Annotated in this window: 25 protein-coding genes; 13 read left to right on the top strand and 12 right to left on the bottom strand. The window is 64.5% G+C overall.

Annotated features, from left to right (window positions below; translation table 11 throughout):
* Positions 1 to 33 precede the first annotated feature (33 nt).
* From CLU88_RS12245 to CLU88_RS12230, 4 genes are all read right to left on the bottom strand, one after another.
* Positions 34 to 420 (bottom strand): hypothetical protein, encoded by a 387-nt coding sequence (locus tag CLU88_RS12245; RefSeq protein WP_099656839.1) that lies wholly within the window; start codon positions 418 to 420, stop codon positions 34 to 36.
* A 394-nt stretch (positions 421 to 814) separates the two neighbouring features.
* Entirely contained in the window at positions 815 to 2092 is a 1278-nt protein-coding gene (locus CLU88_RS12240; RefSeq protein WP_369827641.1) for a phospholipase A, read from the bottom strand.
* Positions 2023 to 2382: a hypothetical protein gene (locus tag CLU88_RS12235; RefSeq protein ID WP_233205451.1), complete on the bottom strand. Its 360-nt coding sequence runs from the start codon at positions 2380 to 2382 to the stop codon at positions 2023 to 2025. The genes CLU88_RS12240 and CLU88_RS12235 overlap by 70 nt, the downstream gene beginning before the upstream one ends.
* A 170-nt stretch (positions 2383 to 2552) precedes the next feature.
* Entirely contained in the window at positions 2553 to 4628 is a 2076-nt protein-coding gene (locus CLU88_RS12230) for an ATP-dependent helicase (RefSeq protein ID WP_099656837.1), read from the bottom strand.
* 400 nt (positions 4629 to 5028) lie between these two features.
* On the opposite strand from CLU88_RS12230, the gene CLU88_RS12225 reads away from it, so the two are divergent.
* The 8 genes from CLU88_RS12225 (at position 5029) to CLU88_RS12190 (ending at position 12589) form a co-directional block, all read left to right on the top strand.
* Positions 5029 to 5739 (top strand): hypothetical protein, encoded by a 711-nt coding sequence (locus tag CLU88_RS12225; RefSeq protein ID WP_099656836.1) that lies wholly within the window; start codon positions 5029 to 5031, stop codon positions 5737 to 5739.
* Entirely contained in the window at positions 5736 to 6305 is a 570-nt protein-coding gene (locus tag CLU88_RS12220) for an ATP/GTP-binding protein (protein ID WP_099656835.1), read from the top strand. The genes CLU88_RS12225 and CLU88_RS12220 overlap by 4 nt, the downstream gene beginning before the upstream one ends.
* Entirely contained in the window at positions 6302 to 6703 is a 402-nt protein-coding gene (locus tag CLU88_RS12215) for a roadblock/LC7 domain-containing protein (RefSeq protein WP_099656834.1), read from the top strand. The genes CLU88_RS12220 and CLU88_RS12215 overlap by 4 nt, the downstream gene beginning before the upstream one ends.
* 113 nt (positions 6704 to 6816) lie before the next feature.
* Positions 6817 to 7176, top strand: a complete 360-nt coding sequence (locus CLU88_RS12210) for a hypothetical protein (protein WP_099656833.1) — start codon at positions 6817 to 6819, stop codon at positions 7174 to 7176.
* Positions 7177 to 7382: 206 nt separating this feature from the next.
* Positions 7383 to 8606, top strand: a complete 1224-nt coding sequence (locus CLU88_RS12205) for an ABC transporter substrate-binding protein (RefSeq protein ID WP_369827640.1) — start codon at positions 7383 to 7385, stop codon at positions 8604 to 8606.
* A gap of 105 nt (positions 8607 to 8711) precedes the next feature.
* A complete protein-coding gene (locus CLU88_RS12200; RefSeq protein ID WP_099656832.1) occupies positions 8712 to 9665 on the top strand; it encodes an AEC family transporter in 954 nt (317 codons plus the stop codon).
* A gap of 166 nt (positions 9666 to 9831) precedes the next feature.
* Positions 9832 to 11790 (top strand): gamma-glutamyltransferase family protein, encoded by a 1959-nt coding sequence (locus tag CLU88_RS12195; protein WP_099656831.1) that lies wholly within the window; start codon positions 9832 to 9834, stop codon positions 11788 to 11790.
* Between the two features lie 235 nt (positions 11791 to 12025).
* A complete protein-coding gene (locus CLU88_RS12190) occupies positions 12026 to 12589 on the top strand; it encodes a midcut-by-XrtH protein (RefSeq protein WP_099656830.1) in 564 nt (187 codons plus the stop codon).
* Between the two features lie 30 nt (positions 12590 to 12619).
* Here the strand turns inward: CLU88_RS12190 and CLU88_RS12185 are convergent, their stop codons facing one another.
* The 4 genes from CLU88_RS12185 to priA form a co-directional block, all read right to left on the bottom strand.
* Entirely contained in the window at positions 12620 to 12892 is a 273-nt protein-coding gene (locus tag CLU88_RS12185) for a cupin domain-containing protein (RefSeq protein ID WP_099656829.1), read from the bottom strand.
* 293 nt (positions 12893 to 13185) lie between these two features.
* Positions 13186 to 13995 (bottom strand): hypothetical protein, encoded by an 810-nt coding sequence (locus CLU88_RS12180; RefSeq protein ID WP_099656828.1) that lies wholly within the window; start codon positions 13993 to 13995, stop codon positions 13186 to 13188.
* Complete coding sequence (locus tag CLU88_RS12175) at positions 13996 to 14376, bottom strand: hypothetical protein (RefSeq protein ID WP_099656827.1); 381 nt, start codon at positions 14374 to 14376, stop codon at positions 13996 to 13998.
* A gap of 227 nt (positions 14377 to 14603) precedes the next feature.
* Entirely contained in the window at positions 14604 to 16736 is a 2133-nt protein-coding gene (gene priA, locus CLU88_RS12170) for a primosomal protein N' (RefSeq protein WP_233205450.1), read from the bottom strand.
* Between the two features lie 739 nt (positions 16737 to 17475).
* On the opposite strand from priA, the gene CLU88_RS12165 reads away from it, so the two are divergent.
* Positions 17476 to 17913: a hypothetical protein gene (locus CLU88_RS12165; RefSeq protein WP_143225995.1), complete on the top strand. Its 438-nt coding sequence runs from the start codon at positions 17476 to 17478 to the stop codon at positions 17911 to 17913.
* A gap of 758 nt (positions 17914 to 18671) precedes the next feature.
* Here CLU88_RS12165 and hemE read toward each other — a convergent pair.
* The 3 genes from hemE to CLU88_RS12150 all read right to left on the bottom strand — a co-directional run bounded on the left by hemE (position 18672) and on the right by CLU88_RS12150 (position 23159).
* Positions 18672 to 19787 carry a uroporphyrinogen decarboxylase gene (hemE, locus tag CLU88_RS12160; protein WP_099656824.1) on the bottom strand — a complete coding sequence of 372 codons (1116 nt, stop codon included), beginning with the start codon at positions 19785 to 19787 and terminating at the stop codon, positions 18672 to 18674.
* A 129-nt stretch (positions 19788 to 19916) separates the two neighbouring features.
* Positions 19917 to 21497 (bottom strand): MFS transporter, encoded by a 1581-nt coding sequence (locus CLU88_RS12155; RefSeq protein WP_099656823.1) that lies wholly within the window; start codon positions 21495 to 21497, stop codon positions 19917 to 19919.
* A 777-nt stretch (positions 21498 to 22274) separates the two neighbouring features.
* Positions 22275 to 23159 carry a LysR family transcriptional regulator gene (locus CLU88_RS12150; RefSeq protein WP_099658825.1) on the bottom strand — a complete coding sequence of 295 codons (885 nt, stop codon included), beginning with the start codon at positions 23157 to 23159 and terminating at the stop codon, positions 22275 to 22277.
* Positions 23160 to 23334: 175 nt separating this feature from the next.
* Here CLU88_RS12150 and CLU88_RS12145 point away from each other — a divergent pair, with 175 nt between their 5' ends.
* From CLU88_RS12145 to CLU88_RS12140, 3 genes are read left to right on the top strand one after another with little or no spacing between them, the layout of a single operon-like run.
* Complete coding sequence (locus CLU88_RS12145; RefSeq protein ID WP_099656822.1) at positions 23335 to 24321, top strand: TerC family protein; 987 nt, start codon at positions 23335 to 23337, stop codon at positions 24319 to 24321.
* A gap of 12 nt (positions 24322 to 24333) precedes the next feature.
* Positions 24334 to 24495, top strand: coding sequence for a hypothetical protein (locus tag CLU88_RS23105; protein WP_162995887.1), 162 nt, complete (start codon positions 24334 to 24336; stop codon positions 24493 to 24495).
* Between the two features lie 7 nt (positions 24496 to 24502).
* On the top strand, positions 24503 to 25054 hold the full coding sequence (locus CLU88_RS12140; protein ID WP_099656821.1) for a DUF2062 domain-containing protein: 552 nt from the start codon (positions 24503 to 24505) through the stop codon (positions 25052 to 25054).
* Between the two features lie 30 nt (positions 25055 to 25084).
* Here the strand turns inward: CLU88_RS12140 and CLU88_RS12135 are convergent, their stop codons facing one another.
* The gene (locus CLU88_RS12135) at positions 25085 to 25513 is read right to left on the bottom strand and encodes a CoA-binding protein (RefSeq protein ID WP_099656820.1); all 429 of its coding nucleotides are present in this window, start codon (positions 25511 to 25513) and stop codon (positions 25085 to 25087) included.
* Between the two features lie 193 nt (positions 25514 to 25706).
* On the opposite strand from CLU88_RS12135, the gene CLU88_RS12130 reads away from it, so the two are divergent.
* Positions 25707 to 26834 (top strand): branched-chain amino acid ABC transporter substrate-binding protein, encoded by a 1128-nt coding sequence (locus CLU88_RS12130; RefSeq protein ID WP_099656819.1) that lies wholly within the window; start codon positions 25707 to 25709, stop codon positions 26832 to 26834.
* Positions 26835 to 26925: the final 91 nt, after the last annotated feature.

The following is a 26925-nucleotide window of genomic DNA, read 5'->3' as shown; positions in this document are numbered from 1 at the left end:
GCACTACGGCGGCGGGAGGAGGGGGTGGCCTGCTCAGGCGGCCTTGCGAAACGGCTCGGCAGGGCGCTGCAGCTTTCCGTGGGGCAAGGTGGCCAGGCGCGAGAACATGCGGCGCACGTAGCCGCTGACCCACAGGCATTTATTGAGTTCGTCCACCGGCAGGGGGCCAGACACCACGACGATGTCGTTGGCCTCTTGCTGTGCCCCTGCGGCGCGCAGGCGGCGGCGGGTGTTGTTGGCCCAGGACTGGATGCGGGTGGGGCTGCCGTGCTGGTGCACCTGGCCCGTGTGGGCGTCAAAGGCAATGGCGACGGTGTCCGTCTTGAGCTTGAACCTGCGCTCACCCGTGACGGCGCTGGGCGTTTCACGCATGTCGTACAGGTAGTAGCTGCCTGCTTTGAGCTGGTATTGCATGTCCATGGGTGTGTTCCTCTTTGTCGGCATTGTCGAGGGCGCACTGGGCAGGCAATGGCTGGTAAAACGATGGGAAAGTGGCTCTTATCGAGCGCTTTTCACAGAGGGCTACGCCTGTTGTTGTGCGCGTGCCATTGTGGCGGCCAGTCGGCACCATTCTGTGAAACTTGAGGAAGTTGTCGTAACGAGTTGTGAGCGGACGTTAGGGCCGCGTTCACAGGTGGTCTTTGCACCGAGCCCTGCGCAGTTCGCAAGGGGGCGCGGCGCACGAAATGGGCGCTGCCCCAGCGCGGGACGCCGAGCAAGGGCCGCCCCGCAGCGAGGGCGTCGTCCCCCTTCCCGACTCGCGCAGCGAGGAGAGAGAAGGGGGAAGCGGCGCAGCCGCTCAGGGGGATGACCGCTAGAAATCCACCAGACTCAACCCCAGGCTGAACACGGTGCGCTTGCGGTTGTAGTCGATCATGCTGTCGCCATAGCCGCTGAACAGCGCGGTGTGCAGGCGCAGGTTGCTCTTGCTGCCCCACAGGCCGCTGCCCAGGGTTTGCATCCATTCCAGCCGCACCGAGCCCCGGCCGCTGCTGGACAGGGCGCTGCGGAAGGTGGCGCCCAGCGTGTTGTCCTTGTTGGCGTTCCAGAACACGGCCAGCTCGCCCCGGCCGACATAGTCGCTGATGCCAGGGTTGTCGTCACTGTCCGCGCTTTCAGACAGGCGCTTCCACAGCTTGGCGTTCACGCTCCAGCGGTTGTCCAGCTCCATGCCGCTCATCAGGTAGACGCGGTTCCAGCTGCGCGACAGGGGCTCACTTTGGCCGTTGGATTGGTGCACCAGACCCACGCCGCTGTAGCGCCAGCGCCAGCCAAAAGGCAACTGGGCGGTGGTGGGGTAGACGTACATCACCTCGGGCTCGTGGTCGGTGGCGCGGAAGGGGCGCGAGATTTGGGGCGTGAACAGCTGCCAGTACGACTGCTGCGAGTAGCCAAACCACACTGAGTCCTTGAGCGTGGGGTGCCCCTGCGTGAGCAGCCCCTGCGCCAGCTTGGTGCGCACCGACAGCTGGATGCGGTTTTCGGTGGTGCGGTAGGGCGTGCTCTCGGTGGCCGAATGGCCGGGAGACGGCGATGTGGGCTGGCGGTTGACCGAGTCAGACGCCACCACCGACACGGTGATGGGCCGGTAGCCCCGGAAGCTGAAGGTGCCGCAATCGCTGCCCGACTCCAGCTCCCAAAAGCGCGAGAGGTCGCTGTACTGCGGGTCGCGGCAGCCTTCGGTGCGGGCCACTTCGATGATGCGGGTAGCGGGCAAGGTGGTGTCTACCGGCGTGGCAGGCGCGTTGGCATCGGCCACCGGCGAGGCTGCTGCTGAGGCCGATGCCGATGCTGCAGGGGCCTGCCAGGCCTGCTGTCCGGCCCAGGCGTCAAAGCAAGCCAGGCGTGCCGTGCTGTCGCCCGACAGGGCGGCGCAGCGGCGCCAGGCGGCGTCGTTGGCCGAGGCGGTGGAAGCCGTGGAAGCGGGTGTGCCGGGCGCGGTCTGCGCCATGGCGGCAGCAGGGGCCAGCAACAGTGCCAAGGCCGCAGGCCAAGCGCTGCGGCGGCCCGAGTGGGCGGGGGTCACTGCCAGCCCGCCTGCTTGCGCAGGATGAAGGGCTGCTGGGTGTTGGGTGTTTGGGCGTTGTTCCATGTTCCGCGTATTTCCTTGCCGCAACTGCCTTCCACCACCCGGCCTGTCCAGGTGGCGCTGATGTTGGTGCCGTTGATCGATTCTTCCAGCGTCAGGTCGCCGTCATCGACGTCGCCACTGACCTGGGCCGTGGCGCCGCTGCGCTGCACGGTACCACGCACGCTGTGTGCCAGCTCCGGGTGCGGGCCCAGTTGCAGCACCGCCTGGGTGGGGGGTTGCGGGGGCGATGCACCGGCCGTGACCGTTGGCAGTTCCGCGTGCCAGCGCCCTTGCAGGTGCTGGTGGGTCATGGCCACCGCCGCCGTGCAGGCTGCGCCGGATTGTGGGTTGTTTTGGCCGTTAGCGCTTGTAGGACAAGCGCTGATAGCTATCAAAATCAAAGCGGCTGATGCCAAAGAGCGGTGGAGTGGCAGGAGGGCGGAACGGGGCATGGCGTGGCTTTGCTGGGGTGCGGCACCGCTCAGGCGGCGGGCGGTGTGCCGGCTGCCTGCGCCTTCTTGGCGGCAAACTCGGCGCGCAGGGCTTTGAGCTTTTCGCGGGGGTCTTCGCGCACGGTGGTTTTGTCCAGGCCCATCTCGGCGATGAAGCGGCTGGGCTGCGCGGCCACCATTTCGCGGCCCTTTTTGCGGCGCTTGGTCCAGCTCACGGCCAGCGTGCGCTGGGCACGGGTGATGCCCACGTACATCAGGCGGCGCTCTTCCTGCAGGCGCTGCAGCGTGTCGTCACTTATCTTTTGCTGGCGGCCTTCATCGTCGTCGAGCTTGAAGGGCAGCATGCCCTCGGTCACGCCCACCAGCACCACGTGGGGCCACTCCAGCCCCTTGCTGGCGTGCAGGGTCGACAGCGTGACCATGTCCTGGTCCTTCTCGCGCTCGCTGATGGTGGACAGCAGCGCAATGGTCTGCGAGACCTCCAGCAGGCTCTTGGTTTCCTTGGCCACCACGGCGCCGGCCGTGTCGTCGATCTGGCCGCCCGCGCGCTGCGCCATCCAGTCGCAGAACTCCATCACGTTGCTCCAGCGGGCGGCGGCCACCTTCTCGCTGTCTTCGTTGTCGTACAGGTGCTGCTCGTAGCCGATTTCCTTGAGCCAGTCGTTCAGAAACGTGCGGGCATCCTCGGCGCCGTGTGTGCGGCGCGCGCTGTATTCCAGGTAATTGATGTAGCGGCCAAACTCGTGCAGCCCGTCCATGGCGCGCTTGGGCACCGCTGCAGGCAGCATGCCGTTGAACAGTGCGCCAAACATGCTCTGCTTGTGCTGCGTGGCAAAGGCGCCCAGCGATGCCAGCGTGGTGTGGCCGATGCCGCGCTTGGGCGTGGTGATGGCGCGCAAAAACGCCGGGTCGTCGTCGTTGTTGATCCACAGGCGAAACCAGGCGCACAGGTCCTTGATTTCGGCGCGGTCAAAAAAGCTGGTGCCGCCCGACACCTTGTACGGCACGTTGGCCTTGCGCAGTGCTTTTTCAAACGGCTTGGCCTGGTGGTTGGCGCGGTACAGGATGGCGAAGCTCTTCCAGTCCGGAATGGGGTTGAGCGAGGCACGCAGGCTCAGGATGCGCGCCACGGCGCGGTCGGCTTCGTGCTCCTCGTTGTCGGCGTCCACCACGCGCACCGGCTCGCCCTCGCCCAGTTCGCTGAACAGTGTCTTGGGGTACAGCTTGGGGTTGGGGCCGATCACGTTGTTGGCTGCGCGCAGGATGGCGCTGGTGGAGCGGTAGTTCTGCTCCAGCTTGATGACCTTGAGGTGCGGGTAATCGACCGGCAGCTTCTTGAGGTTGTCCAGCGTTGCGCCGCGCCAGCCGTAAATGGACTGGTCATCGTCGCCCACGGCCGTGAAGTGCCCGTCCTTGCCCACCAGCAGCTTGAGCAGCTCGTACTGCGTGGCGTTGGTGTCCTGGTACTCATCGACCAGCACATGGCCCAGCGCCGCTTGCCACTTGGCGCGCACTTCCGGGAAGTCCCGTAGCAGGCGCAGCGGCATGCCGATCAGGTCGTCAAAGTCCACGCTCTGATAGGCCGTCAGGCGCTCTTCGTAGCGCGCCATCAGTGTGGCGATGATGCGCTCGTTGTCGTCCGCCGCCTGCGCCAGAGCCTCTGCGGAGGTCAGGCCCATGTTCTTCCACTTGCTGATCACCCACTGCCACTGGCGCGCCGTGGCCATGTCGGTGGTGCCGCCCGACGCGTCTTTGAGGATGCCCGTCACATCGTCGGCATCCAGGATGCTGAACTGGGGCTTGAGGCCCAGCACATGGCCATCTTCGCGCACCATGCGCACCCCCAGGGCGTGGAAGGTGCACACCAGCACATCCTTGGCACGGCGGCCAATCAGGTGCTGCGCACGCTCGCGCATTTCAGAGGCCGCCTTGTTCGTGAAGGTGATGGCCGCAATGCGCTTGGGGTCCATGCCTTTTTCGATCATGTGGGCGATCTTCATGGTGATCACCCGCGTCTTGCCCGAGCCTGCGCCGGCCAGCACCAGGCAGGCCCCATCGGTGTAGTGGACAGCCTGGAGCTGGGCGAGGTTGAGACCGGCAGACATGGAGCGCTAGATGGGGGGTAGTGAGAGGGGGGGAGCGGGCATGCACAGCAGGTGCAAGGGGGGCGAATGATACCCCGCGTTGATTTCAGGCCACAGGCGGTGGCTGCTGTGTATCGGCTCGCCCTGGCCAATTGTTAACTAGCGTTAAAGGGCGTCGCGAATCCGGATTTGCCCGCTCGATTTTGGGGCCGCGGCCTTATTCTTCTGGAATCTGTTGCGGATTGTGCCGGGCGCCGCCACGGGGTTTTTTACCAGTTGGTGGCATGGACGCAGACAACGCGATTCAATAGCGCGGTGCGAGCCGGTTGTTGAATGGGTTTATGGGGGTGTTTCCTCCATGGTCACTGGTTTCTGTCACGCGTTCCAGGCCCTTTCGCTCCCTCCCTCCACGAGACCAGGTATGAAAAAGAATTTGAGTGGTGACATCGCAACCGGTTTGCTGTCGCCCGCCCTGCGGGCCCGTTTTCTCGAACTGTTTTCCGTCGCTTCGCGCAAGTCGGTGTTTGCCTGGCGCGAAGCCGCGCTTTCGCGGGCGCAGGTGTTGGTGCTCGATGCTTCTGCGGGCGAGGTCGATCTGCCGCACTGGCCCCCTTGCGTCATCTGGGTGGGCGAGCAGCCCGCGCGCTGGATGCGGGCGTCCACCTGGGTGGGGCGCTTGCCGCCGGACTACACCGTGGCCGATTTGATTGACATGCTGGACCGTGCCGCCGTCTTCTTGATGGACTGGAAGGCCCGCCAACCCCAACCCGCCTTCGTGCCCGTGGGCGCCCAGACTCTGGCGACCGGCCAGGGCGCTGATGCCACGGCGCGTTACCGCCTGGCCAGCTGGGTGGCGCTGGCCGCCCCCTTCAACGGGCCCAGCTACCTGCGCGCCCTGGCCATGCTGGCCCGCGAGGCCGTGACGGTGGCACAGCTGCAAGAGCATGGCGGCCTGGCACCTGAACAAGCGAGTGCTTTGCTGGTAGAGCTGCGCCAGCGCGGTGTGCTGCGCACCCAGGTGGCTGCGGTGCGGCCCGTGGGCGCGCAACCTGGGCACCCCACGCCGGGGGCGGGCCAGCGGCGCTTGGTGCAGCGCCTGACGCACTGGCTGCGTGGAGCCATTCGCACATGACACACCCTTCAACCCCCGCTCAGGGCCCCGGCGGAATGCACCGCATTGCCTTGCTGGGCCCCATGGGCATTGGCAAAACCACGGCCATCCATGCGCTGTGCGGCAGCGACATGGTCTCCACCGATGTGCCCAACCTCGACCGTGTGGCCCACACCAAGGAATACACCACGGTGGGCGCCGAATTTGGCGAGATCGACCTGGGCGATGGCGAGCGTGTGCAACTGTGCGGCTGCCCCGGGCAAGACCGGTTTGACTTCATGCGCCAGTGGGTCATCTCGGTCTCGGTGGGCATCTTCGTCATGGCCGACCTGCATGCCCCGGACGCCCTGGAGTCCACCAGCGCCTTGCTGCACGAAGCTGCCGCTGCGGCCCTGCCTCCAGTCACTCTGGTGCTCAGTGCGCGCGCGGCATCGCAAGAGCAGATCGAGTCCTTTGCCGCAGGCCTGATGGCGGCGGGGCATGGCGTCGTGCCGGTGTTGCCCGTGGACGTCAGGGACCGAAATCAGATGTTGCAGGCCCTGGGGGTTTTGGTGACGATGTTGTCATTGCGTAACGAGTCTCTATGAAGCCATCCCACCCCTCTATCCCGGCGTCTTTGGTGACCTCTTCCAAGCAAGCGTTAGACAGCTATGCCGCACCCATCGATGGGTTGCAGATGGCGCTGCTCACCACCCCCGACGGCTTTGAGATCGCTTCGCTGCGCAATCGCTCCGACCTGCAAGTCAACCGTCTGGCCGCCATGGCCAGCTCGCTCATGGCCATGGGCCGTGCGGTGGGGCGTGAGATCCAGGTGTCCAACTGCAACCGCCTCACTTTTGAGGCCGAGGGCAACGTAGTGGTCTTTCAGGCCATTGGCGGCGATTTTCCCTGCATCCTGTGTCTGGTGCTTAGGCCCGGGGCCGTGCTGGGTCGGGCGCTGTGGGCTGCCGGAGAAATCTCCCAAACCCTGGCTGGGCAGCGCTGATGCTGCGGGCCAGGCAGGCCGCTGGCCTGTGTTGAATTTGAGGGTCGGGTGTGGCGTTTCATTGGCAGCCATGCCTGTTTCATAACAAAGCCAGTGCGATCTAAGGAAAGCAAATGTCCAATCTGAATGAATCCCTGAGCCAACTCATCGCTGTCGATGGTGCCCTGTGCGCTGCCATTGTCGACAGCTCCAGCGGCATGTTGCTGGGCAGCGCTGGTGGCGGCGTTGACATGGAGCTGGCAGCCGCTGGCAACACCGAAGTGGTCCGCGCCAAAACCAAGACCATGCGCGCGCTGGGGCTGGACGATGTGATCGACGACATCCTGATCACTCTGGGCAAGCAGTACCACATCATTCGCCCCATGGCCAGCAAAGAAGGCATCTTTATGTATCTGGTGCTGGACAAGTCCAAGGCCAACCTGGCCCTGGCGCGCCGCAAGGTGCAAGAGGTCGAAAAGTCCCTGGAGTTCTGACATTCAGGGACTAGGTCTGTAACACTTGTTTGCACTCCCTTGCGGGAAATCCCGCTTGGGGGCTCTGGTGCTTGTCGAGATACTGCTTCGCACATCCCGGCATTCCAAAAATCAGAGAGAACAATACAGTGCAGGCCTTTCGCTTCTCCTTCCGTTTCCCTTCCCCCGTTTCTCGCTTTTCCCCCCGCCTTTCCAGCCCCCTGACCTTGCGGCCTGCCGCACCGGTCTCCTTGTTGCGTGCCGCGCTGGTCGCTGCGGGGGCTGTGCTTGCGCTGAGCAGTGCCCCCTGGGCCCAGGCCCAGGGCTCGCATGTGCCTGTGCGCATCGGTGTGATCGGGCCGTTCACCGGTGCCTCGGCCGATTTTGGCGTGCCCATGCTCAACGGTATCAAGCTGGCGGTCGAAGAAATCAACGCCGTGGGCGGCTACATGGGCCGCCCGATGGAACTGGTGGTGAAAGACGACATGGCGGACCCCGCCCGGGGGCGCCAGGCCGCGCAAGAGCTGCTGTCTGAAAAAGTGTCCGCCGTGCTGGGGTTTTGCAACTCCGGCGTGGCCTTGAAGTCGTTGGATTTGTTCCAGCAAGCCAAAACCCCCCTGATCGTGCCCTGCGCCACGGGCTCGGCCATCACCAGCACCTACCCGGCCCCAGAGAGCTACATCTTCCGCGTGCAGGGGCGCGATGCGCTGCAGGCGCCCATGATGGTGGACGAGGTCGTCAAGCGCGGCTGGGACAAGGTCGCGATTTTTGCCGACACCACCGGCTACGGCGAAGGGGGCTACAAAGATGTGGTGGACGCCCTGGCGGCCAAGAACCTCAAGCCTGTGCATGTGGCGCGTTTTCCGCTGGGGGTGAAGGACCTGAGTGCCGAGCTGTCTGCCGCGCGCAATGCGGGCGCCAACGTGATCTACAGCTACACCGTCGGGCCAGAGAACGCCGTCATCGCCAACGGCAAGAAGGCCCTGGGCTGGAAGGTGTCCCAAGTCGGCCCCTGGACGCTGTCCTTCCCCTTCTTTCTGGACGGTGCCAAAGACGCGGCCGAGGGCGCGCTCACGGTGCAAACCTTTGTGGCCGAGCCCAGCAACGAGCGCCGGGCCTCGTTCCTGTCAGGCTACAGCCGCAAGTTCCAGCGCAAGCCCGCCGTGCCCATGGCCGCCGCCAACGCCTACGACGCCACCTACCTGCTGATGTATTCGTTCCTCGGTATCCGCGACGGCAACCTGACGGGCCAGGCCATCAAGGAATCGCTGGAAGGCAAGATGAAGACCTACTACGGCGTGGTCACCACCTACGACCACCCCTTCAGCGCCAGCGACAAAGACGCCATCACCCGCAACATGCTGGTGGTGGGCATGGTGAAGAACGGCGCCATCACCTTTGCCTACCCTGAGGATGCCAAGCGCAACCTCATCGTGCAGCGCAAGCAGTGACCCGGTGCCAGCTCTCTCCACCCACGAGCCCACCCACCTGACTTTGCGCTGACCACCTCAGGGGCTGCAGGCCCCGGGGCCAGGCGCTGCAAGGACAATGCAAGCGTGCTGTCCGTTCTCACCATCACCTTTCCCTTCTTCGCCCTGGTGCTGTGTGGCTATCTGGCCGCCCGGCTGGGGGTGTTGCCTCAGCCCGCCATCCCAGGGCTCAATGCGTTTGTGCTGTTTTTCGCGCTGCCGTGCATGCTGTACCGCTTTGGTGCCAGCACGCCCATTGGCCAGTTGCTCGACCCTGCCGTCGCAGGCGTGTACCTGCTGTGTGCACTGGTCATGGTGGGGGCCACCATGGCTTTGACCCGCAACGCACGCCTGGGCTGGAACGATGCCGCCTTTGGCGCGCTGGTGGCGGCCTTCCCCAACACCGGCTTCATGGGCGTGCCGCTGCTGGTGGCGCTGCTGGGCGCGCAAAGTGCGGGGCCAGCCATCGTCACCATCGTGGTCGATATGGTCATCACCAGCTCCCTGTGCATTGCGCTGTCGCGCCTGGATGGGGCGGGCACCCACGGCGTGGGTGTGGCGTTGCGCAGTGCCTTCAAGGGCATGGCCACCAACCCCATGCCCTGGTCGATAGCGCTGGGGGCGCTGGCATCGGCGCTGCAGTTCAAGCTGCCCGGCCCGGTCGACAAAACGGTGGCCATGCTGGCCGATGCGGCGTCGCCCGTGGCGCTGTTCACCATTGGTGCGGTGCTGGCCCGCTCGCAGATGAACGCGCATGAACAGGTGCCTGCGCGCGACTACGTGCCCATCGCCCTGGCCAAGCTGCTGGTGCACCCGCTGCTGGTGTGGGGCGCAGGCACTGCGGCCATGGCCTTGGGGGTGCCGCTCACGTCCTTTGCGCTCACGGTGCTGGTGCTGCTGTCGGCCCTGCCCAGCGCCAGCAATGTCTCGCTGCTGGCGGAGCGGTTTGGCGCCAACAACGGGCGCATCGCCCGCATCATTTTGGTGTCCACCGCGCTGGCGTTTTTGAGCTTTTCTGCGGCTGTGGCGCTGCTTGCCTGAGTCCCCAGAACGGCCAGACACCAAAATGGTGCGGCTGGGGGATCGCAAATAGGTTCTGAGGGTTTTCCCTCGGTAGAGGCCCCGCACCCACGTCGGCACGCTTGTTGCGTCAAAATGTTTCCGCAGTGTGACACTGCAATCCGTTTTGACATCACAGGAGTCTGGAATGAAGAAAAAAGTGTGGCTTTGGGCGCTGACGCCCGTGGCCGTGGCCTTGTCGCTGTATGGGTGCGGAAGCGGCTCCGACTCTGACCTGATCGTAGACACCAACGCCCAGAGCTGTTCCATCGTCTCCAGCACGGGCGCGCCCGTGGTGGTGGGCTCGGGCCTGGCGGGCGACCCCGCAGCGCCCGAGGCGGCCTCGGGCTACCGCCTGGGCTACAAGGCCAAGCAATCCAGCAACTACATGGTGGTGGCCAACACCCCGCTGGCCACCAAGGCCGGATGCGACGTGCTCAAGGCCGGTGGCACCGCCGTGGATGCGGCCGTGGCCGTGCAGGCCGTGCTGGGCTTGGTCGAGCCGCAGTCCAGCACCATCGCAGGCAGCGCGTTCATGATGTATTACGACGCCGCCACCAAGAAAGTGGTGGCCTACGACGGCCGTGAAACCGCCCCTGCAGCCGCCACCGGTTACTACCTGGTGCGTCAGAACCAGACCGACGCCTCTTCAACCGCGCCCGTGCCCAGTGCCCGCCGCAGCGGCCGCTCCATCGGTGTGCCCGGCGTGATGCGCATGCTGGACTTGGCCCACAAAGAGCACGGCAAGCTGGCCTGGGGCCAGTTGTTCAATGAAGGCGTCAACCTGGCCACCAATGGCTACAAGATTCCCACCCGCATGGGTGACGCCATTGCCTCCAACGCAGCCAGCCTGCGCCTGGACGCCAACGCCGTGGCGGCCTACTTCAACGCCGACGGCACCCCCAAGACCAGCGGCACCGTGACCACCAACCTGCCTTATGCACAGTCGCTGCGCACCATCGCGTCCGGCGGTGCAGAGGCCATGTACTCTGGCGCCATGGCCGATGCCATCGTGGCCAAGGCCGCCCAGTCGGTGGGCGATGACACGGCCAAGACGCCCATCACCCCTAGCCTGATGACCGTGGCCGACCTCAAGGCCTACCAGGCCAAGAAGCGCGAGCCCGTGTGCACCACGTACCGCAGCAGCTACTACGTCTGCACCATGTCGCCACCTTCGTCGGGCGGCATCGCCATTGCGCAGTCGCTGGGCATTCTGGAGAACTTCGAGCTGTCCAAATACGGCCCGACCAACCCCGCCAACGAAGGCGGCGTGCCCAGCGTGATGGGCGTGCACCTGGTGTCTGAAGCCGAGCGCCTGGCCTATGCCGACCGCGACAAGTACGTGGCCGACACCGACTTCATCCCGCTGCCTGGCAACGGTGTGTCGTCCATGATCGACAAGGCCTACCTCAAGCAGCGCGCTGCCTTGATCAACGCCGATGGCAAGTCCATGGGCACGGCCACGGCGGGCAACCTGGGCGACGTGCCACTGGGCGTGGACAAGACCGTGGAGAAGGGCACCACCCACTTCTCCATCGTCGATGCCTACGGCAACGTGGTGTCGATGACCTCCACCGTCGAGTCCAGCATGGGCTCGTACCACATGGTGGGCGGCTTTTTGCTGACTAACCAGCTGACCGACTTCTCGGCACAGCCCGCAGACACCGCCGGTGTGCCCGTGGCCAACCGCGTGGCCCCTGGCAAGCGCCCCCGCAGCACCATGGCCCCCACGCTGGTGTTCAAGGGCACTGCGCCCGGCGACTTTGTCATGGCCACCGGTTCGCCCGGCGGCGGCACCATCATTCAGTACGTGCTCAAGACCGTGGTCGGCGCGCTGGACTGGGGGCTCGACGCTCAGCAGGCCACCTCGCTGGTGAACATTGGCGCCACCAACAGCGCCACCACCAACGTGGACGGTGCCAATACGGCGCTGGACCTCACGGGGCTGATCGACGGCCTCAAGGCCAAGGGCCACACGGTGAACAACGGCGCGCAGTCCAGCGGCGTGTCCACCATCATGCGCGTCAACCGCAACGGCCAGACCAAGCTCGAAGGCGGCGTAGACCCCCGCCGCGAGGGCATTGTGCTGGGCGACGGGGCACTGTGATGCCCGTGGCCCGATGACAGCGATGTGATCCAGGCCTGAACGAGGCTGCGGCTTTTGGGGCCGCTGCCCCAAGGCATGAACGGCGCACTGCCCAGGCAGTGCGCCGTTTTGTTTTGTGCGGCCCCGTGTCAATGATTCATTGCGTTATCCGCAGGTTTTGCTGGGTTGCCATTTGGTGCTTTGCACTTGGCGAGGGCGCTTTCAGAATCCGCCCTTTTTCAACGCTGGTGAACAAATGAAGCAATGGATGGTTTGGATGCGGCAAGGTGTGTTGGCCGCCGCTGCAGGGGTGATGGCGCAAAGCGTGAGCGCGCAATCGATGGGGACGGTGGCTTACTCACCGCTGGCTGCCCAAAGCGTGCCGACCTTGTCGGAATGGGCATTGATCGCCATGGCCGCAGTGCTGACGGCGTGCGCCTATCGCACCATGAAGCGCCAGGGCCATGCGGCCCTCAAGGTTTTGGCGGCGGGCCTGCTGGCCTGCGCGGCCTTTGTGGGCGCGCAATGGAGTGCACCGGCCCTGGCTGTGATGGGACCTGCCGAGGTGGTGCTGGACCAAGCTGCGGGAGGGACAGGCCACCTTCCCCATAAGACCGCTTTGTTTTTTGGTGACCGCTTTTATGTCTACACCGTCCAGAACACGACGAGCCAGCCCCAGCGCATCACGGCGCTGACGCCTGCCACAGGCGGGCAGTTCAAAGTGCCTACGGGGTACTCGCCGCAATGCACGGTGGGCCTCATCTTGCAGGCGAACGAGGTGTGCTACCTGCGGTTGTACAACGCTTCCATGCCCAGTTGACGGCTGCCTGAGCAGAGGGCCGCCAGCCCTTTAACCCGCCTTGCGCCCCACCAGATAAGTCACGCCCTCGGGGCCATAGTGCTCGGTGTGGGGCTCGTGGGCGGGTAAGTGAAAGATGTCACCGCTGCGGTAAGTGCGCTCAGTGCCTTGTGCGGCGATGCGGATCTCGCCCGCCAGGATCAAGGCCTTGGCCTCGAAGGGGTGGGTGTGGTCGGCCATCATCCCGTGGGCTTCGCGCTGCACGGTGACTGGGGGCTCAAAGCCTTGCACGGCCAGGGTCTGGGCAAATGCATCGGGGGCCATGGTTGTCTCCTCTGGGTCTTGAATGGGTTTTGACTGGAGGTTGGTGTGGTTTTGCTACTGTTTTTATAGCTTCTGGCGCTTTCTGTGAAAGCGCTAGAGCCGAAATTTACTCAATAAACAAGCGGCGCTGGCGGTGTTTGGCTCTGCGTCGTGCAGGCGCTCAAACCGTCCGCAGGCCCACATCTACCAGCCAGCACACCGGGCACCATGTGCCCATGGTTTTGTCCTCAGGGCATTTTCAATCACATCGCACAGGGGCCCTTGCACAGGGCGGTTGCTGTTTGAACAGGTTCTTAGCAAGCCCGCTGCACCGATTCCACCAGGGCTTGCCGGGCGTGGTACAGCGCATACGTGGTTCCTGCCCAGATTGCCCCTTCGACGCAGAGCTGAAACAGAAAACCCGGCTTGTACATGCGCGTGGCCATGGTGTACAGCGCCTTGGGCACGATCAACAGGGGGACTGCCAGCGAAGCGGCATAGGCCATTGCCTTCCAGTCTTGCAGATAGGTGCCCATGGCGGTTTTGGGATGGCAGCGGAGGATGGCGCCGTGGCGCTGCCAGTCGCCATAGGCCTCCAGCAGCATCATCACGTTCAGAAAGCTGAAGACCGCCATCGGCACCAGCCAGAGAAGGAGCAGGCTCATATCAGACGGGTTCCAACTGGCTTCGTCGACCCGCTCGGCTTTCTGCTGCGGGCTGTCATTGCGGCGCATGCCTTCGGTGCGGATCACCTCCTCGGCCGCGTCCACGGCCAGGTCCAGCCAGTGAGTCCATGTGCGCACACGGGGCTGCTGCCCCAGTGCAGCGGCGTAGACGCAGGCGTCGTCCACGCACACCTGCTGCTCGGGCGTGATGCGGTGGCTGGGCAGATACCAGTCCGGGGACTGGTGCGGCAGCCGAACCACAAAGACGGTGGTGGTGACGTACGTCTCTTGGAACATACCCGTGGGCTGGTGGTCAAGCTCGATGGCCATCCAGTCATAGCCCCGGTGCTGGCCTTTGACGATCCATTCAGGCCGCACGCCAACCAGGCCCAGCCGCTCCCACAGAGGCGCCGAAAAGCTGGCCAGCAGACCGCTTGGCGGCCTCTCTTTGACGGCCATTTACAGTTTCTCCAGATCGGCATCGTCCTGTGCCGTGCGCATGGCCTGGAGCCCCACAGACAGGGTGAGGGCGGCGCACAGGAGCAGGTTCCACGGGCCAGGCACGCCAAACACGGCAAAGCCAGCCCCGATCACTGCCAGCACGATGGCCATGCGCAACCAGGGCAGGCCCTCGCAGAGCCTGAGCATAAAACCCAGAGCCAGGTAGATGGCGGCCAGCATCAGCGGCCACCCGAAGATGCTGTAGACCATCAGCACCGCAAGGCCTGTCCCTTTGGCTTTGATGAACCACGATGCCCAGATCCAGTTGGTCGCCAGGGTGGCCACTGCAACGGCGATGGTGGTCCACAGCGGGGGCAGGAGGTTGGTGTAGTAACGCATTGGGGTAGGGATGGACGGTGTCCGGAGTATGTACTGTGGTGGCGGTGTCCGGGAGTGTCCTGGGGCGTGCTGCCTGTGGTGTCAGATTTCAGCCCCTGCCCAGCCAGGGGCTACCGGCAGTAGCGCCGTGCAATACCTTCGATAAGCGCCCTCTTGGATCCGCGCAGATTGGCTGTTCCGCCTATCGATTGAGCGCTTCTGCCCCTGGACTTTTCCGCAAATGCAGCTCAAATCGTCAGCGGGTCCACATCCACCAGCCAGCGCACCAGGCCCTTGTGCTCTGGCTGGCTGCGCGTGGTTTGCAGCACGGGCTGCCATGCGGCCAAAAAGCGCTGCAGTGCGGCGCGGCTGCTGCTTTCCATCAGCATCTGTGCGCGCTCTACATTGGCCACGCGCTGGATGGTCAGCGGCACGGGCGGGAACAGGGTCACCAGCTCCAGCCCGGGCAGGCCTGCCGCGTGGGCTGCAGCGGTGGCTGCGCTCAAAAATCCCTGGGCCACTTCCTGCGTGCGCGCGTCGGCCCGCACCAGGGCCTGGTAGGCAAACGGGGGCATGGCGGCCTCTTGGCGCTCTTTCAATTGCTGCGCGGCAAAGGCCTCGTAGTCGTGTCGGCGCAGGGCCTCAAACACGGCATGGTCGGGGTGAAAGCTCTGCACCCACATCTCGCACGGCGTACCTTGGGCAGCCATGTAGGCGGCGTCGCGCCCGGCGCGGCCTGCGGCCTGCATGAGCAGCGCAAACAGCCGCTCGGGCGCACGAAAGTCGCTGCTGAACAGCGCGCCATCGGGCTGCACGGCGGCCACCAGCGTGATGCGGCGAAAGTCGTGGCCCTTGGCAATCATCTGCGTGCCCACCAGCACGTCCACCTCGCCCGCGTGCACCTGGGCCAGTTGCGCCTCCAGCGCGCCTTTGGCCTTGGTGGTGTCGGCATCGATGCGGGCCACGCGGGCGGCGTTGCCGTCAGCGCGTTGCACGTTGCGCAGCAAGGCGGCCAGTTGTTCTTCCAGCTGTTCGGTGCCCCGGCCCATGGGGTGGATGTCGGGGCTGCCGCAACTGGGGCAGTGCGCTGGCACGCGCACCGTGAACCCGCAGTGGTGGCAGCGCAGGGTGCGGTCGGTCTTGTGGAACACCTGGTGCGCGCTGCAGTGCGGGCAGTCGCTTTTCCAGCCGCAGTCCACGCAGTGCAGCACGGGGGCGTAGCCTCGGCGGTTGAGCAGCACCATGCTCTGCTCGCCGCGCGCCACGCGCTCGGTGATGGCCTGCAGCAGCGGCGCGCTGAACACGGCACGCCGGGGTTGCTGGTTCATGTCCACCCGCCGCACGCGGGCCAGGGCGCCTGCGCCAATGCGGCTGGGCATGTGCAGCCGCATGTAGCGCCCGCCCTCGGGGTCTTCGGGCGTGGGCGGGCGGCTGGCGTGCCAGCTCTCTAGCGACGGCGTGGCCGAGCCCAGCAGCACCTTGGCGCCCTGCTCGCGCCCCCGCCAGATGGCGAGGTCCCGCGCTGAGTAGCGGGCGCCTTCTTGCTGCTTGTAGCTGGGGTCGTGCTCCTCGTCGACCACGATGAGCTTGAGCCCCGGCAGGCTGGCAAACACGGCCATGCGTGTGCCCAGCACAATGCGCGCCGCGCCACTGTGCGTGGCCAGCCAGCTTTTGAGGCGCTGCGGGTTCGTCATGCCGCTGTGCAGCGACACCACGGCGCCCGCACCAAATCGCGGGGCAAAGCGGCCCACAAAGCGTTCTTCGAGCTGGGGCGTCAGGTTGATTTCGGGCACCATCACCAGCGCCTGGGCCGTGGCGTCGGCCTCCAGCATCTCTTGCACGCAGCGCAGGTACACCTCGGTCTTGCCGCTGCCGGTGCTGCCAAACAGCAGAAACGGGCCTTTTTCTGCAGAAATTCGGGCCCTGGCGCTTTCCTGTTCAGCGCTAAGTGCTATGTTTTGTATAGCGTTTTGTGGGTCGCCCAACTCTTCTGTTGTTCCTGCTTTTCCCGCTTTCCCTGTCTCTTTGGCCGGGCGGCGCAGGCGCCGGGCCAACTGCTCGGGTTGGAGGTCGCGCAACTGCGGGGGCAGGGCGGCCAGGGCCACTTCGCCCAGCGCACGCTGGTAGTAGCGCGCCGCAAACGCCACCAGGCGGCGCCAGTGCGCATCCAGCGGCGCCACGCCCTCCAGCACCCCGGTCAGGGCGCGCAGGGTGGCGCCATCGGGCAGCTCGCCAGTGGCCTCTTCGGCGTCCCACACCACGCCCAGCACCTCGCGGCGGCCCAGGGGCACGCGCACCAGCGTGCCCGCAGGCAGGGGCGCGTGGCTGGCGTAGCTCAGCAAATCCCCGACACCGCTGTGCGAGGGGGTTTGCAAAGCCACTTGGATAATGAATGGGGCGGGGGCAGACAAGGCGACGGTGAGATGGGATGAGCGAGACGCTTGATTGTCGCTGCCAGTGCCTGCGGGTAAGAGCAGGTTTCAAGTTCACAGACGATTCACAAGTCTTCCAGTCTTTCTGTGGATAACTTTGTTGAAAGCCTGTAGCCACCCGCGCTAAACCCGCATGGCGTAAGGCTTTCAACAGAATGCCCAGGAAATGGGCAGCGCAGAAAAAATCCTTATGAATCAATCATCTGAACGATTTTTGCGGGTTTTTTCTGTGTTAGTGCCTGGGCTGGGTGGGTGTGGCTGCCGTAGCGGGCGCCGTGTGCATAAGTCAGTGCGCGGCTGGCGTCAATAGCGTTGGCCCCGGTCAATTTGTGCTAGCGCCGTGCGGTGAAATTCCTGCTTCAGATGCACTGTGTGGGCTAAATGGTTGATTTTTCAGGGGTTTGCGAGAAATCCCAAATTTCTGTGGATAACTTTGTTGATATCCGCTGTGCACCGCGCGCTAGCCCCGTGAAATCGGGCCTTTCAGTGGTTTGCCTATGAAAAAGGCAGTGGTGTCGATGTGAATAAAATCAACCACTTAGCGATGCCTTGGCGATTTTTTCAAGAAAATTGCGCCGGATCAGAAAAAAGAGGCTGGGTGCGGTGCACCTGTGCGTAGGTGCCGCGTCGTGCACTGTGCTGGGGCAGTGGCTGCCGTGTTGAGGTGGCGGGCGAAAAGGGTGTTTTGTTGGACAAGAAAACCCAAAATTGGACGCTGGGTGCCATGGGCTTGCTGGGGCTCGCCGGGCTGCTTTTGGGCCTCTGGGCCCGGTCTGCGCACCAGCCTACCGAGCCTATTGCGGTGGCCGAGCGCTTTTTGGGCCATTTGCAGCAGGACCACTACGCCGAGGCCTGGGCCCTGACGGCGCAAGGGGGCTACACGGGCGCCACACCGCAGGCGCTGCAGGCCGTCGCCGCCAGGCACAGTTGCCGGTCGGGGCGCGTGGTGGGCACATCGCCATTGCAAACCCATGGAAACCGCCTGCGCCGGGCACTGCGCGGGCAGCGCGTGGACATGGACGAGGTGCGTGTCGAGTTTGAAGGCACTTGTCTGCTGGGTGTGCGCCTGCGCTGGTTGCCGGGCCGTGGTTGGCGGGTGGTTTACTTTGCCAGCCACGCGGGGTAGCCGATCGTGTGTGGGATCCTGCCGTGCCGCCATGTGTGGTTTTGCTACTGTATTAATAGCTGCTTGCGCTTATTGCATGAGCGCTAGGGGGCAATTTGGCATATATCCACGTGTGCACACACTCGCCCATCGACGGGTTCCATCGGGTGCCGTGCACTCATCCCGCTTTTCTGTGGATAACTTTGTTGAAAGCCTGTAGCCACCCGTGCTAAACCCGCGTGGCATAAGGCTTTCAACAGAATGCCCGGCAAATAGGCAGTGTAGAAAAAATCCTTATGAATCAATCATCTGAAGGGTTTTTACGGGTTTTTTCTGTGCTAAGGCTTGCCACCCAGTGGTGGCTCTGCTGCCTGCCGCTGCGTGTGCATAAGTGCAATGCCCAGCGTCGTCAATAGGTGGGGCCTGCGCAATGTGTGAGCGGCCGTCACCAGTGCTTGGTGTAGTGGGTGCACTTTGATCGCTAAGTACTTGATTTGGCGAGGGTTTGCAAGAAATCCAGAATTTCTGTGGATAACTTTGTTGATATCCCCTGGATGCGCGCCGCAACCCCTTGAAATGCTGGGGTTGGGGTAGGTTGCCTAGCAAAGTGGCAACCGGTGTGGTGCTATACGAATCAACCACTTAGCTGCGCCAGGCCGATGGCGTTTGAAAATATCAATCGCCACCGGCCTAGCGTTTGGGATTTTTAGGTGTGCACCATGGCTGTGCACAACCGGGCCTGCGCAGGCCCGGTGGATTCCGGCAGGGCGGGGTCCCGTTCAGCCGCGCTGGCGCTGCGCACGCGAGTGGCTGTGCACCGCTTCCACCAGTGCCGACACATGCTCGGGCGGTGTGAACTGGCTGATGCCGTGGCCCAGGTTGAAGATGTGGGTGGGGCCGGTGGTGGTGCGGTCGGTGTGCGGTGTGCCAAAACTGTCGAGCACATGGCGCACCTGCTGCTCGATTTGCGCAGGCGGCGCAAACAGCACGTTGGGGTCGATGTTGCCCTGCAGCGCCTTGCCGGGGCCACCCACCTGGCCACCGACGATGGCACGGGCGCGGCCCAGGTTGGCCGTCCAGTCCAGGCCCAGCACCTCGCAGTCGATGTCGTTCATGTCGTCCAGCCAGATGCCGCCGCCCTTGGTGAAGACGATGCGGGGCACGTCGGTGCCGTCCACGCCGGTGCGCTTGAGCTGCGCCAGCACCCGCTTGGTGTAGGCCAGGCTGAACTCCTGGAAGGCGCCATCGGCCAGCACGCCACCCCAGCTGTCAAAAATCATCACAGCCTGGGCGCCTGCGTCGATCTGGGCGTTCAGGTAGGCGGCCACGCTGTCGGCATTGATGGCCAGGATGCGGTGCATCAAGTCGGGGCGCGCATACATTAGGCTTTTGACCAGGCGGTAGTCGTCGCTGCCCTTGCCTTCGACCATGTAGCAGGCCAGCGTCCAGGGGCTGCCCGAGAAGCCGATGAGGGGCACACGGCCATTGAGTGCCTTGCGGATGCTGGTCACGGCGTCGAACACGTAGCGCAGCTTGTCCATGTCGGGCACGGCCAGCTCAGCCACAGCGGCTTCGTCACGCACCACCTTGGCAAAGCGCGGGCCCTCGCCCTCGGCAAACGTCAGTCCCAGGCCCATGGCGTCGGGCACGGTGAGGATGTCGCTGAACAAAATGGCTGCGTCGAGTGGGAAACGCTCCAGCGGTTGCAGCGTCACTTCGGTGGCGTACTGGACGTTGGTGGCCAGGCCCATGAAGCTGCCCGCCTGGGCGCGCGTGGCCTTGTACTCCGGCAGGTAACGGCCGGCCTGGCGCATCAGCCACAGGGGGGTGTAATTGGTGGCCTGACGGCGGCACGCGCGCAGGAAGGTGTCGTTGGTGAGGGGGGCATAGCTCATCCGCTGATTGTCGCAGGGTGAGCGCCAGACCTTCCAGGCCCTGTGGCGCGCACGCCTTGGGGATTGCGTCCACATTGATCTAGGGCAAGACTGCAGACCTGCCTGGCCTGTCTCGCCGCATTACGCGCTTCAGCGTTCTGCGATGTAGTGCGACATGCTGGCGCTTTCGCCGGGCGCGAGGAAGGTGCGCACCTCGGTCTCCAGGGTCTGGTCGGCCACTGTGGCGCGGGCGCGTTGGTGCAGGTAGTCGGCCCACGATTCCACGATGAACCGCTCCACGTAGCGCGAAGGCTCGCCCAGGTCTTTGTACACGCGCCAGAAGGTGGCGCCATCGCGGCGGCGTGGGGCCTTGAGGCGGCTGATCGATTCGAGGAAGGCAGCATCGGCGCCGGGCGCAATGCGGTAGCCAATTTCCACCGCCACGGGCCCGGCCTCGGGCAGCGGCTCGGCTTCGATGAACAACTCGTCCCACGGCGTGGCGGGGGTTACCTCGTGCAGGGCCCCCATGCGCAAGGGCATGGAGCGCGCCAGCAGCAGGCCAATGCCCATGGCCGCCGCCGCCACGCACAGCGTGGGGGTCAGGCCCACCACGTCCGACACCGCGCCCCAAAACGCCGAGCCAATCGCAAACGCCCCCAGCGTAGACACCATGTGCAGCGCCACTGCCCGCGAGCGCACCCAGGGGGGAGCGCTGGCCTGGGTGGCCGTGTTGAAGGTGGACATGGCCGACATCCACGCCGCGCCACCCAGCACCATGGCCAGGTACACCAGTGGGGCCGATTTGGTGAGTGCCGCCACCAGCATGGCCGCTGCAAACACCAGGCAACTGACCAGCACAATCGCATCCAGGCTGAAGCGCGCGCGCAGCTTGCCAATGACCAGGCCCACGGCCACCGCCCCGGTGCCCAGGCAGCCCATCAGTAGGCCAAACCCTTGCGCACCCGTGCCCAGCTGGCGCGCTGCAATCACCGGCAGCAGCGCCCACAGGGCCGATCCCGCACCGCTGAACGCCATTACCCTCACCAGCTGGGCGAGGATCAGCTCAGAGTGCCAGGCAAAGCGCAGGCCGCTGAGCATGCCGCCCCACAGCCGCTCTGGCGGCAGGCGCGACGGCGGGTGCGCGCGAGGCGGCCAGCGGCGAATCGACTCCCACATGACCACCGTGGACAGCACCGACACCGCAAACACCCACCCCGCACCCAATTGCGCAAACACCAGCCCGGCCAAGGTGGGGCCCACGGCGCGGGCGGCGTTGTAGGCAATGCTTACCGCCGTGATGGCCTGGGGCCATTCGTCGCGCGGCACCGGGTCGATCACCGACGAGTTCCAGGCCGGGGTCAGCATGGCCGTGCAGCACCCGCCCCCAAACACCAGCAGCAGCACCGTGGCGGGCCCACCCCAGCCCGCCAGCACCAGCAGCGTGAGCAGCGCAAACGCCAGGGTCTGGGCGATCAGCGCGCCAGAGATCAAGCGCCGGCGGTCAGTCGTGTCGGCCAGCACCCCGGCGGGCAGCGCCAGCAAAAACATGGGCAAAAACACGGCGGTTTGCACCAGCGCCGCCAAAAATGAGGAGCCCGTCAGCTCCACCATGAGCCAGGCCGCCGCCATGGCCTGCATCCCGTTGCCAATGAAGAACACGCCGCCACACAGCCACATGCCCCGAAAGGCAGGCTGGCGCAGGGGGCTCCACAAAGAAGTCGATGAAGACATGGCGTTGGCGTGTGCAAGAGGGGCCGCAGACGGGCGGCGGGTGGCGGAAAAGGCCGGAGGCAGTGGCGTGTTATGAGCAGTTTTGGGCCACGCGCCACAGCATATCGCTGTACCAGTGCCTCTGCAGGGCAAAGGCCTCACCCAGTTGGCAAACGGCATGATCTTGCTCGGCTGGGGCTTAGAGCAACAATCATCCCAAATTTCTGTGGATAACTTTGTTGACATGCTGTCGGCACCCGCGCCAAACCCGCATGGCATAAGGCTTTGGACAGATTGCCTTGTAATTGGGCAAGGCAAAAAAATCCTTATGAATCAATCATCTGACAGGTTTGGGGCGTTGGGCTTGTGGTAGGCGCTGGCATGCAGCCGCGCATGTCGCGCCCACCGATTTGTGTGTACAAGTGCGGCCGAAGCGGTTTCAGCGCTACCCCGGTTGCAGGTCTTTTTTTCTGTGGATTGTGCAGATTGCACCGCAAGTGCTTGATTTGCCAGGGCTTTCGCCGGAAGTTCAGAGTTTCTGTGGATAACTTTGTTGATATCCCGGTGGCACCCTTCGCAAGGCCTTGTCAGCATTGGCTTTGCTTGCGTTGCCTGAGAAAAAGGCAGGCAACGCGGCGCTATACAAATCAATGGGTTACGGCGATTTTTCCATCTCGCCTCACTTTGTGGCGCCGTGGGCCGTGATGCAGGCCGCTGCCCTTTTTGTGTGCGTAACTGTCCGTGTTGGGTGCAGGGCCGATGTGAGGTGAGTGGCCTAGGCTGTGTTTGAACGGGCGCTCAGCCCGCTGGGCTCAGCAAGCGCAGCAGCAGCGGGTGCATCACCTTGCGGGCGCTGTAGATGAGGTGAAAGTGCTCCTCCACCTCTGGCGTGGTGCCCACGTGCACCAGGCCGTGGGTGGCTTTCAGGTGCTCGCCCAGGAACACGGGCGCAGGCATCACGCCCATTCCGGTGGCCGCAAAGGTGCTCAGCAAGGCACTGTCTTCAAACTCGCCCGCAATGCGGGGGCGGATGCGTTCGCGCTCCAGCCAGTGGTCGATGCGCGCCCGCATGGCGGCGTGGTCGGTGGGCAGCAGCACCGGCACCACCCCCAGGCTTTTGGGAAAGGCGTGGCTGGCCGCATCGGCCCACACGGCAGGGGCGTACCAGGCCACGGCGCTGGTGCTCAGCAGCTGGCTGGTGGTCTTCAGCGCGGGGTTGGGGGGCGCGGGTCGGTCGGCCAGCACGGCATCGAGCTTGTGCATGGCCAGCTCGCCCAGCAGGGGCTGGAACTCGCCCTCATGGCACAGCAGTTTCAGATGGGGCTCGTCCAGCACCGGGGTTAGCAGCCGGTGCACCGCCAGCTTGGCAATGCCGTCCGATATGCCCAGGTTCAGCCGCAGCGTGGGGCCCGTGGCGGCTTCGCGCACCCGGTGGGGCAGTTGCTCGCCCAGGGCAAAGATGTGGTCGGCCTCGTGCAGCGCAGCCACCCCGGCGTCGGTCAGCACCAGGTTGCGCCCTTCGCTGCGCAGCAGGCTCACGCCCAGCGCTTTTTCCAGCTCGCGCACCTGGGCGCTGATGGTTTGCACGGCCATGTCCAGCCGCTCGGCAGCGCGGGCAATGCCACCCTCTTTGGCCACCACCCAGAAGTAGTACAGGTGGCGGTAGTTGAAGCTTTGGCTCATGGTGACCTCGGGGGCATGGTGCGGTTGGGGCAGTCCAGTGGAATGCATTGGTTCGTAAAAACCGAACCAATACTATCAATATGACAGGTTTTTAAAGAGTGGTTGTGTCCCTACAGTGCGGGGCTGTGTGCGGGCTTCCCGCATGGGCGGGCAAACAACTTTTTGGAGAGGACGCATGGAAACAATAGGAACCTGGTGGATGTGGGCGGGTTTTGCCGTCTTTGTGGTGGTGGCCATCGGCATTGATTTGCTGGTGATGGAGCGCCAGGGGGCGCACAAGGTCACCATGGGCGAGGCGCTGCGCTGGAGCGTGCTGTGGTTCTCGCTGGCGTTTGTGTTTGTCGCCATCCTGTGGTGGTACCTGAACGGCACCCAAGGCCGCGAGGTGGCCAACACGGTATCGATGCAGTTCATCACCGGCTATCTGGTGGAAAAGAGCCTGTCCATCGACAACATCTTTGTCTTCCTGATGCTGTTCAGCTACTTTGCGGTGCCACCCCAGTACCAAAAGCGTGCGCTCATCATCGGCATCATCGGCGCCATCGTGCTGCGCACGCTGCTCATCCTGGCAGGCGCCTGGCTGCTGGCCACCTTCCATTGGCTGCTGTATGTGTTTGGTGCGTTCCTCGTCATCACCGGCGCCAAGATGTGGTTTGCTGCGGGGCAAGAGCCTGACATCGCGACCAACCCGGTGCTCAAGTTCCTGAAAAAGCGCATCCGCATCACCGACCAGTTCGATGGCGAAAAGCTCTCCACGCTGATCAACGGCGCCAAGCACTACACCCCGCTGTTCGTGGTGCTGGTGCTCATCGGCACCACCGACATCATCTTCGCGGTGGACAGCATCCCCGCCATCTTCGCCATCACCAGCGACCCGTTCATCGTGCTCACGGCCAACATCTTTGCCATCCTGGGTCTGCGCGCTTTGTACTTCCTGCTGGCTGACCTGGCGAACCGCTTTCACCTGCTGGCTTATGGCCTGGCGCTGGTGCTGGTGTTCATCGGCAGCAAGATGCTGCTCATCGACCTGGTCAAGATCCCGATTGGCTACGCGCTGCTGGTCACTGCGTCGCTGATTGCAGGCTCCATCATCCTGTCGCTGCGCAGCTCGGGTGAAAGCGCGCACGGCGGCCAGCCCGCTGCTCTGCCCCCCAAGGACTGAAAGGCGCACACCATGGACATGCTTGAATCGGTAATGGTGTGCATGCTGGTTGCCCTGCTAATCGCCACGGTAACGGCCCGCTGGGCGGGCAGCGAGTTGCGAGACGTGGGGCTGCTGGCCACTTTGACGACGCTGTGGGGCGCAGGCACTGCGGCCGCAGTGCTGATGGGTTGAGGGGCCCATGATGCAAATGCTGTGCACCCTGCGCCGCTGGCTGCGTGGGCTGGAGCCACAGGTGCGGGGCCGGATACAGGGGAGCTGGCTGGCACGCTTTCAGCCCTGGCTGGAGCAGCGGGCGATGTTCCGCTTTCAGCGCCAGCCCCTGGCGCGGGGCGTGGCGGCCGGCATGTTCTGTGGACTCATCCCCGGGCCGCTGCAGATTCCGGGCACCGTGCTGGTGTGCGCCTGGCTGCGCGGCAACGTCGTGGCCGGAGGTGTGGCAACGTTCTACACCAACCCCCTCACCACCGTGCCGCTGTACGCGCTGGCCTTTTACCTGGGGGCCTTGGTCATGCCGGGAGAGCAGCCCCTGCCTGCGTGGGGCAGCGTGGCCCCGGATGGTGACTTCTCTGTGCAAGCGCTGGCCACCTGGATGCAGGCCTTGGGCACGCCGCTGCTGGTGGGCTTGCCCACCTTGGCGGCCCTGATGGCTCTGCTGGGCTATGCCGCCGTTCAACTGCTGTGGCTGACCCCCGCGCTGCAGCGCAGGCGCCGTTGGGCACGCGGGCGCTAGCCTGCTGCTTTGTGGGCGCTGGCCCCAGCGTCAATGGGGTGGCAACAGACCAGCAGCCCGCAGCCGCTGGTGCTCCACCAGCGTGCAGTGGTCTTGCACCACCGCCAGCCCGGCCGCCTGGGCTTTGGCCAGCGCGGCATCGTGGCGCACGCCAATTTGCAGCCACAGCGCTTGGGCGCCAATGGCGATGGCTTCGTCGGCAATCGGGGGCACGGCGGCGCTGTCCCGGAATACATCCACCAGGTCAATGCGGTGGTGCTTTGCGGCTTCGGTCAATGAAGGCCAGCAGCGCTCGCCCAGCACTTCGTCGGCCGCAGGATTGACGGGCACGATGCGAAACCCTTGCGCCTGCAGGTACTGCGCCACATGGTGGCTGTCGCGTTCAGGTTTGGGCGAGAGGCCGACGATGGCAATGGTATGGGTGCGCTCAAAGATGGGCAGATGGGGATCGGCTGGCATGCGAGGGTCCTGTCTTTGTGGCCCATTGTGGCAAAGGGGGCGGCAACCCTGCCGGCAGCGAGGTTGGGGCGCAGGCCGGACAGCTCCGGAGCGGCGGGCCCTTTGCTGCATACTCCTGCGCGGGCGGCGGGCCGGACACGATCTGCGCGCTGCCCCTATCCTGAGGAGTACCTTTCCAATGAAAAAACAAGCTATGAAAAAACAAGCCCTCGTGCTGGCGCTGGCCGCCTGCGGTCTGACTGCCGCCTTCTCCGTGTCTGCCCAAGAGCGGGTGCGCATCGGCTTCATGAGCCCCGTGACCGGCCCCCAGGCCGCCAACGGCATCGACAACCGTGACGGCGCTTTGCTCGCCCTCAAGGAAATCAATGCCAAGGGCATCAAGGTGGGCGGCAAGGCCGTGCAGTTCGAGCTGGACATCAACGACGACGGGGCCGACCCCAAGCAGGGCGTGCAAGTCGCCCAGCGGCTGTCTGACCAGAAGGTGAAGTTCGTCCTGGGCCCCTACAACTCGGGCGTCACCATGCCCGCGTCCCGTGTGCTGGCCGATGCAGGCATGGGCGTTTTCACCGTGGCGTCCAACCCCAAGGTGACCGAGCAGGGCTATGCCACGCTGTTCCGCATTGGGGCCAGCGACAACCAGCTGGGCGCCAAGATGGCCACCTACGCGGCGCAAGACCTGAAGATCAAGACCGTGGCCGTGATCGACGACCGCACGGCCTACGGCCAGGGCGTGGCGCGCGAATTCACCGAACAGGCCAAGCGCCTGGGTCTGAAGATCGTCGCCAATGAGTTCACTACCGACAAAGCCACCGACTTCAGCGCCATCCTGACCAACATCCGCGCCGCCAAGGCCGATGCCGTGTTCTACGGCGGCTACTCGCCCCAAGGCGGCCCGCTGCTCAAGCAAATGCGCGCGCTGGGCATTACGGCGGCCCTGCTGGGCGGCGACGGCATCTGCTCGTCTGAGACCGCCATGCTGTCGCAGGTCACAGGTGACCTCAACACCTTCTGCACCCAGGGCGGCTCCATGCTCGACCGCAGCGACAAGGGCCAGAAGTTTGCCGCCACCTACCGTGCTGAATACAAGCGCGATCCGCTGACCTACGCAGCCGCGTTCTACGACGGCATGCACCTCATCGCCGCGGCCGTGGAAGCCACGCAGTCGCTGGACGTGAAGAAGGTGACCGAGCACATCGCCGCTGGCAAGTACATGGGAGTGACGGGCGAGTTTGCCTACGACGCCAAGCATGATTTGCGCTCCTCGGCCGTGACGGTGTTCACGTTCAAGGGCAAGGACGTGGTGGCGCTCAAGAGCTTGTAAATCGCTGAGGGCGGTCTCTTAGACCGTGCCCAAGTGATCGCAAAAAAAGCCCGGTTGCTGTGAAGCAACCGGGCTTTCTATTTCAGGCCTC

This window comes from Acidovorax sp. 56 (genome assembly GCF_002749705.1).
GTDB lineage: Bacteria > Pseudomonadota > Gammaproteobacteria > Burkholderiales > Burkholderiaceae_C > Acidovorax.
Note: the sequence above shows the minus strand (reverse complement) of the source record. Positions and strands in the feature narration are given on the sequence as shown.

What these genes read in the sequence shown, in the direction of transcription:
- CLU88_RS12245 (WP_099656839.1), bottom strand. Translation starts at nt 420, where the DNA reads ATGGACATGCAATACCAGCTCAAAGCAGGCAGCTACTACCTGTACGAC.
- CLU88_RS12240 (WP_369827641.1), bottom strand. Translation starts at nt 2,092, where the DNA reads ATGGAACAACGCCCAAACACCCAACACCCAGCAGCCCTTCATCCTGCG.
- CLU88_RS12235 (WP_233205451.1), bottom strand. Translation starts at nt 2,382, where the DNA reads ATGACCCACCAGCACCTGCAAGGGCGCTGGCACGCGGAACTGCCAACG.
- CLU88_RS12230 (WP_099656837.1), bottom strand. Translation starts at nt 4,628, where the DNA reads ATGTCTGCCGGTCTCAACCTCGCCCAGCTCCAGGCTGTCCACTACACC.
- CLU88_RS12225 (WP_099656836.1), top strand. Translation starts at nt 5,029, where the DNA reads ATGAAAAAGAATTTGAGTGGTGACATCGCAACCGGTTTGCTGTCGCCC.
- CLU88_RS12220 (WP_099656835.1), top strand. Translation starts at nt 5,736, where the DNA reads ATGACACACCCTTCAACCCCCGCTCAGGGCCCCGGCGGAATGCACCGC.
- CLU88_RS12215 (WP_099656834.1), top strand. Translation starts at nt 6,302, where the DNA reads ATGAAGCCATCCCACCCCTCTATCCCGGCGTCTTTGGTGACCTCTTCC.
- CLU88_RS12210 (WP_099656833.1), top strand. Translation starts at nt 6,817, where the DNA reads ATGTCCAATCTGAATGAATCCCTGAGCCAACTCATCGCTGTCGATGGT.
- CLU88_RS12195 (WP_099656831.1), top strand. Translation starts at nt 9,832, where the DNA reads ATGAAGAAAAAAGTGTGGCTTTGGGCGCTGACGCCCGTGGCCGTGGCC.
- CLU88_RS12190 (WP_099656830.1), top strand. Translation starts at nt 12,026, where the DNA reads ATGAAGCAATGGATGGTTTGGATGCGGCAAGGTGTGTTGGCCGCCGCT.
- CLU88_RS12185 (WP_099656829.1), bottom strand. Translation starts at nt 12,892, where the DNA reads ATGGCCCCCGATGCATTTGCCCAGACCCTGGCCGTGCAAGGCTTTGAG.
- CLU88_RS12180 (WP_099656828.1), bottom strand. Translation starts at nt 13,995, where the DNA reads ATGGCCGTCAAAGAGAGGCCGCCAAGCGGTCTGCTGGCCAGCTTTTCG.
- CLU88_RS12175 (WP_099656827.1), bottom strand. Translation starts at nt 14,376, where the DNA reads ATGCGTTACTACACCAACCTCCTGCCCCCGCTGTGGACCACCATCGCC.
- hemE (WP_099656824.1), bottom strand. Translation starts at nt 19,787, where the DNA reads ATGAGCTATGCCCCCCTCACCAACGACACCTTCCTGCGCGCGTGCCGC.
- CLU88_RS12155 (WP_099656823.1), bottom strand. Translation starts at nt 21,497, where the DNA reads ATGTCTTCATCGACTTCTTTGTGGAGCCCCCTGCGCCAGCCTGCCTTT.
- CLU88_RS12150 (WP_099658825.1), bottom strand. Translation starts at nt 23,159, where the DNA reads ATGAGCCAAAGCTTCAACTACCGCCACCTGTACTACTTCTGGGTGGTG.
- CLU88_RS12145 (WP_099656822.1), top strand. Translation starts at nt 23,335, where the DNA reads ATGGAAACAATAGGAACCTGGTGGATGTGGGCGGGTTTTGCCGTCTTT.
- CLU88_RS23105 (WP_162995887.1), top strand. Translation starts at nt 24,334, where the DNA reads ATGGACATGCTTGAATCGGTAATGGTGTGCATGCTGGTTGCCCTGCTA.
- CLU88_RS12140 (WP_099656821.1), top strand. Translation starts at nt 24,503, where the DNA reads ATGATGCAAATGCTGTGCACCCTGCGCCGCTGGCTGCGTGGGCTGGAG.
- CLU88_RS12135 (WP_099656820.1), bottom strand. Translation starts at nt 25,513, where the DNA reads ATGCCAGCCGATCCCCATCTGCCCATCTTTGAGCGCACCCATACCATT.
- CLU88_RS12130 (WP_099656819.1), top strand. Translation starts at nt 25,707, where the DNA reads ATGAAAAAACAAGCCCTCGTGCTGGCGCTGGCCGCCTGCGGTCTGACT.